Origin of the sequence: Microbacterium sp. ZW T2_14 (assembly GCF_044987405.1) — a bacterium.
Taxonomy (GTDB): domain Bacteria; phylum Actinomycetota; class Actinomycetes; order Actinomycetales; family Microbacteriaceae; genus Microbacterium.
The window spans coordinates 1-6,118 of sequence record NZ_JBJDRK010000105.1; the positions used below are offsets into that span (position 1 = coordinate 1).

The following is a 6,118-nucleotide window of genomic DNA, read 5'->3' on the forward strand; positions in this document are numbered from 1 at the left end:
CCCCGCCATCGCGCGGGGTGTAGGGCTTACGGTCCCCGTCGCGAGGTGCATAGGAACGGTCGCCGTCACGCTTCTGGTACGGCTTCCGATCGCCACCTTCACGCGGGGTGTAGGGCTTGCGGTCCCCACCTTCACGCGGGGTGTACGGCTTGCGGTCCCCACCTTCACGCGGGGTGTACGGCTTCCGGTCCCCGTCGCGAGGTGCATAGGGACGGTCACCGTCACGCTTCTGATACGGCTTCCGGTCACCGCCCTCGCGCGGGGTATAGGGCTTACGGTCCCCGTCACGCGGAGCATAGGAACGGTCGCCATCACGCTTCTGATACGGCTTACGATCGCCGCCTTCACGCGGCGTGTAAGGCTTGCGGTCCCCATCGCGCGGAGCGTAGGCACGGTCGCCGTCACGCTTCTGATACGGCTTCCGGTCACCGTCGCGCTTCTGGTACGGCTTGCGGTCGGCTCGTGCCGGCGACTGCTTCCCGTCGGATCGTTCGCTCGGCGCGCGTCTGTCGTCGCGCGGCTCCTGCTCTGCCATTCTTCGATCCTCCTGGATGTGGTCTGCCTCGGCAATCCACCGTGTTAACGCGTAATGGCCACCCTTGGGGGGTGGCCATTACGTGAATGGGTGTCCGGCGGTGTCCTACTCTCCCACAGGGTCCCCCCTGCAGTACCATCGGCGCTGAGAGGCTTAGCTTCCGGGTTCGGAATGTGACCGGGCGTTTCCCTCTCGCTATGGCCGCCGAAACTCTTTCGATGTTTCAGTCTTCACAACGTGAAAATTCAATGTTCTGTTGTGTTCCCGACCGTACATCGGGAACCACTCAGTGGACGCAAGCACCAGAAACGGTGTGTTATCAAGTCATCGGCTTATTAGTACCAGTCAGCTGCACGCATTGCTGCGCTTCCACATCTGGCCTATCAACCCAGTAGTCTGGCTGGGAGCCTCTCACCCGAAGGTATGGAAGTCTCATCTTGAGGCCGGCTTCCCGCTTAGATGCTTTCAGCGGTTATCCATCCCGAACGTAGCTAACCAGCGGTGCACTTGGCAGTACAACTGGCACACCAGAGGTTCGTCCAACCCGGTCCTCTCGTACTAGGGTCAGATCCTCTCAAACTTCCTACGCGCGCAGCGGATAGGGACCGAACTGTCTCACGACGTTCTAAACCCAGCTCGCGTACCGCTTTAATGGGCGAACAGCCCAACCCTTGGGACCTACTCCAGCCCCAGGATGCGACGAGCCGACATCGAGGTGCCAAACCATGCCGTCGATATGGACTCTTGGGCAAGATCAGCCTGTTATCCCCGAGGTACCTTTTATCCGTTGAGCGACAGCGCTTCCACAAGCCACTGCCGGATCACTAGTCCCGACTTTCGTCCCTGCTCGACCTGTCAGTCTCACAGTCAAGCTCCCTTGTGCACTTACACTCGCCACCTGATTACCAACCAGGTTGAGGGAACCTTTGGGCGCCTCCGTTACTTTTTGGGAGGCAACCGCCCCAGTTAAACTACCCACCAGGCACTGTCCCTGAACCGGATTACGGTTCGAAGTTAGACATCCAGAGTGACCAGAGTGGTATTTCAACAATGACTCCACGAATACTGGCGTATCCGCTTCACAGTCTCCCACCTATCCTACACAAGCCACACCGAACACCAATACCAAGCTGTAGTAAAGGTCACGGGGTCTTTCCGTCCTGCTGCGCGTAACGAGCATCTTTACTCGTAATGCAATTTCGCCGAGTTCGCGGTTGAGACAGTTGGGAAGTCGTTACGCCATTCGTGCAGGTCGGAACTTACCCGACAAGGAATTTCGCTACCTTAGGATGGTTATAGTTACCACCGCCGTTTACTGGGGCTTAAATTCTCAGCTTCGCCTTGCGGCTAACCGGTCCTCTTAACCTTCCAGCACCGGGCAGGCGTCAGTCCGTATACATCGTCTTGCGACTTGGCACGGACCTGTGTTTTTAGTAAACAGTCGCTACCCACTAGTCTCTGCGGCCACCACACCCTTTTTGAGGCAAGCTCATATAAGTGGATGGCCCCCCTTCTCCCGAAGTTACGGGGGCATTTTGCCGAGTTCCTTAACCACGATTCTCTCGATCTCCTTGGTATTCTCTACCTGACCACCTGAGTCGGTTTGGGGTACGGGCGGCTAGAACCTCGCGTCGATGCTTTTCTTGGCAGCATAGGATCACCCACTTTTCATCCGCATCGTGTCTCAGCCTGTATGAGTCACGGATTTGCCTATGACTCGGCCTACGCACTTGCCCCGGGACAACCATCGCCCGGGATGGGCTACCTTCCTGCGTCACACCTGTTAATACGCTAACCGCACCAGAATGGGGTCGTGCGCTAGGCCCACAGCATCACCCCGAAGGGATCCGTCAATGGGATTCAGACACTTAGCACTACTGGATTAGTTTGGGCGGTTCTTCGCCGGTACGGGAATATCAACCCGTTGTCCATCGACTACGCCTGTCGGCCTCGCCTTAGGTCCCGACTTACCCAGGGAAGATTAGCTTGACCCTGGAACCCTTGGTCTTTCGGAGGACGTGTTTCTCACACGTCTTTCGCTACTCATGCCTGCATTCTCACTCGTGTGGCGTCCACGGCTGGGTCACCCCGCCGCTTCACTCGCCACACGACGCTCTCCTACCCATCAACACGGCTGGACCACGAAGGCCTACCAATAATGTCAATGCCACAACTTCGGTGGCGTGCTTGAGCCCCGTTACATTGTCGGCGCGGAATCACTTGACCAGTGAGCTATTACGCACTCTTTCAAGGGTGGCTGCTTCTAAGCCAACCTCCTGGTTGTCTAAGCAACTCCACATCCTTTCCCACTTAGCACGCGCTTAGGGACCTTAGATGGTGGTCTGGGTTGTTTCCCTCTCGACTATGAAGCTTATCCCCCACAGTCTCACTGCTGCGCTCTCACTTACCGGCATTCGGAGTTTGGCTGACGTCAGTAACCTTGTAGGGCCCATCGGCCATCCAGTAGCTCTACCTCCGGCAAGAAACACGCAACGCTGCACCTAAATGCATTTCGGAGAGAACCAGCTATCACGAAGTTTGATTGGCCTTTCACCCCTATCCACAGCTCATCCCCTCAGTTTTCAACCTAAGTGGGTTCGGCCCTCCACGACGTCTTACCGTCGCTTCAGCCTGGCCATGGATAGATCACTTCGCTTCGGGTCTAGGACATGCGACTGAATCGCCCTATTCAGACTCGCTTTCGCTACGGCTACCCCACCCGGGTTAACCTCGCCACATATCGCTAACTCGCAGGCTCATTCTTCAAAAGGCACGCTGTCACCCCTACTAAGGAGGCTCCAACGGTTTGTAAGCAAACGGTTTCAGGTACTATTTCACTCCCCTCCCGGGGTACTTTTCACCTTTCCCTCACGGTACTTGTCCGCTATCGGTCATCTGGGAGTATTTAGGCTTATCAGGTGGTCCTGACAGATTCACACGGGATTTCTCGGGCCCCGTGATACTTGGGATACTCTCCACGTCAGAACACGCATTTCGACTACGGGGCTGGCACCCACTCTGGCCCGCCTTTCAAGACGGTTCGTCTATACGCTTCTGTCACGTCGACCACTCGGCAGAATGGTCCGGAAAGTCCCGCAACCCCCCACATGCAACGCCTGCCGGCTCTCACACACATGAGGTTTAGCCTGATCCGATTTCGCTCGCCACTACTCACGGAATCACTGTTGTTTTCTCTTCCTGTGGGTACTGAGATGTTTCACTTCCCCACGTTCCCTCTACCCGCCCTATATATTCAGGCGGGAGTCACCAGGCACGCACGCGCCCTGGCGGGGTTTCCCCATTCGGACACCCTCGGATCAAAACTTGCTTATCAGTTCCCCGAGGCTTATCGCAGATTGCTACGTCCTTCTTCGGCTCCAGATGCCAAGGCATCCACCGTTTGCTCTTAAAGACTTGAAATCACATGAGTTTCATCAAGAATCGAACCCGGAACCAAAGCCCCGGGCTGAAATTGACTAATGATCTTTAAGATCATCTATAACAAAACGACCCCGAAGGATCATCTTGAAGATGCTCGCGTCCACTGTGTAGTTCTCAAAGTACGGGCGGTACCCCCCAACCCTCACAACCCACAGGTCGAAGAATCAGAAGGCCCAAGAGGAGTGTCCCCCACACCCACCACCCCAAAAGGAGCGGCAAGCGCAGCGTCCGGTCCCTCAGGACCCAACAGCGTGCCGGCGCCCCGCTCACCAGAACCCACCCTCCAACCACACCCCCGAAAGGACGCGGCGTACTAGTGGACCCCAGCTGCGCTGACGCCATGTCAAATGTTCCACCCTTGAGCCCCAGCCACACACGAACGGTGTGGTACTGAGTCCTGGAACCCCCGAAGAGGTCCAAGTGCTCCTTAGAAAGGAGGTGATCCAGCCGCACCTTCCGGTACGGCTACCTTGTTACGACTTAGTCCTAATTACCGATCCCACCTTCGACGGCTCCCTCCACAAGGGTTGGGCCACCGGCTTCAGGTGTTACCGACTTTCATGACTTGACGGGCGGTGTGTACAAGACCCGGGAACGTATTCACCGCAGCGTTGCTGATCTGCGATTACTAGCGACTCCGACTTCATGAGGTCGAGTTGCAGACCTCAATCCGAACTGGGACCGGCTTTTTGGGATTCGCTCCACCTCACGGTATTGCAGCCCTTTGTACCGGCCATTGTAGCATGCGTGAAGCCCAAGACATAAGGGGCATGATGATTTGACGTCATCCCCACCTTCCTCCGAGTTGACCCCGGCAGTATCCCATGAGTTCCCACCATTACGTGCTGGCAACATAGAACGAGGGTTGCGCTCGTTGCGGGACTTAACCCAACATCTCACGACACGAGCTGACGACAACCATGCACCACCTGTTCACGAGTGTCCAAAGAGTCCCCTATTTCTAGGGTGTTCTCGTGTATGTCAAGCCTTGGTAAGGTTCTTCGCGTTGCATCGAATTAATCCGCATGCTCCGCCGCTTGTGCGGGTCCCCGTCAATTCCTTTGAGTTTTAGCCTTGCGGCCGTACTCCCCAGGCGGGGAACTTAATGCGTTAGCTGCGTCACGGAATCCGTGGAAAGGACCCCACAACTAGTTCCCAACGTTTACGGGGTGGACTACCAGGGTATCTAAGCCTGTTTGCTCCCCACCCTTTCGCTCCTCAGCGTCAGTTACGGCCCAGAGATCTGCCTTCGCCATCGGTGTTCCTCCTGATATCTGCGCATTCCACCGCTACACCAGGAATTCCAATCTCCCCTACCGCACTCTAGTCTGCCCGTACCCACTGCAGACCCGAGGTTGAGCCTCGGGATTTCACAGCAGACGCGACAAACCGCCTACGAGCTCTTTACGCCCAATAATTCCGGATAACGCTTGCGCCCTACGTATTACCGCGGCTGCTGGCACGTAGTTAGCCGGCGCTTTTTCTGCAAGTACCGTCACTTTCGCTTCTTCCTTGCTAAAAGAGGTTTACAACCCGAAGGCCGTCATCCCTCACGCGGCGTTGCTGCATCAGGCTTGCGCCCATTGTGCAATATTCCCCACTGCTGCCTCCCGTAGGAGTCTGGGCCGTGTCTCAGTCCCAGTGTGGCCGGTCACCCTCTCAGGCCGGCTACCCGTCGACGCCTTGGTGAGCCATTACCTCACCAACAAGCTGATAGGCCGCGAGCCCATCCCCAACCAAAAAATCTTTCCAAACGTTGACCATGCGATCACGTCTCGTATCCAGTATTAGACGCCGTTTCCAGCGCTTATCCCAGAGTCAGGGGCAGGTTGCTCACGTGTTACTCACCCGTTCGCCACTGATCCACCCAGCAAGCTGGGCTTCACCGTTCGACTTGCATGTGTTAAGCACGCCGCCAGCGTTCATCCTGAGCCAGGATCAAACTCTCCATAAAAAATGAAAACCACCAACAACCCGGGAAAACGAGTCAGAAGGCAGCGAGTTCAACCATGACCAAAAACGAATATCAAACTGACATCCATGAATTGATCCAAAAAGGACCCCCACCAACCAAACAAATGGTCAGCGAGGATACAAAAATTGGCATTTGACAAGTGCACGCTGTTGAGTTCTCAAAGATCG

The 6,118-nt window shown here is 56.1% G+C and carries 3 rRNA genes and 1 pseudogene; all 4 read right to left on the reverse strand.

The features are described 5' to 3' along the window. A pseudogene (locus ACI3KY_RS19890) lies at positions 1 to 535 on the reverse strand (primosomal protein); the annotation flags it as partial. Positions 536 to 627: 92 nt separating this feature from the next. Next, positions 628 to 744: ribosomal RNA gene (gene rrf, locus ACI3KY_RS19895) — 5S ribosomal RNA — on the reverse strand. A 106-nt stretch (positions 745 to 850) separates the two neighbouring features. Next, positions 851 to 3,955, reverse strand: a 23S ribosomal RNA gene (locus ACI3KY_RS19900). 452 nt (positions 3,956 to 4,407) lie between these two features. Then, positions 4,408 to 5,930: ribosomal RNA gene (locus ACI3KY_RS19905) — 16S ribosomal RNA — on the reverse strand. The 16S, 23S and 5S rRNA genes sit together here, the layout of an rRNA operon. Between the last annotated feature and the right edge of the window lie 188 nt (positions 5,931 to 6,118).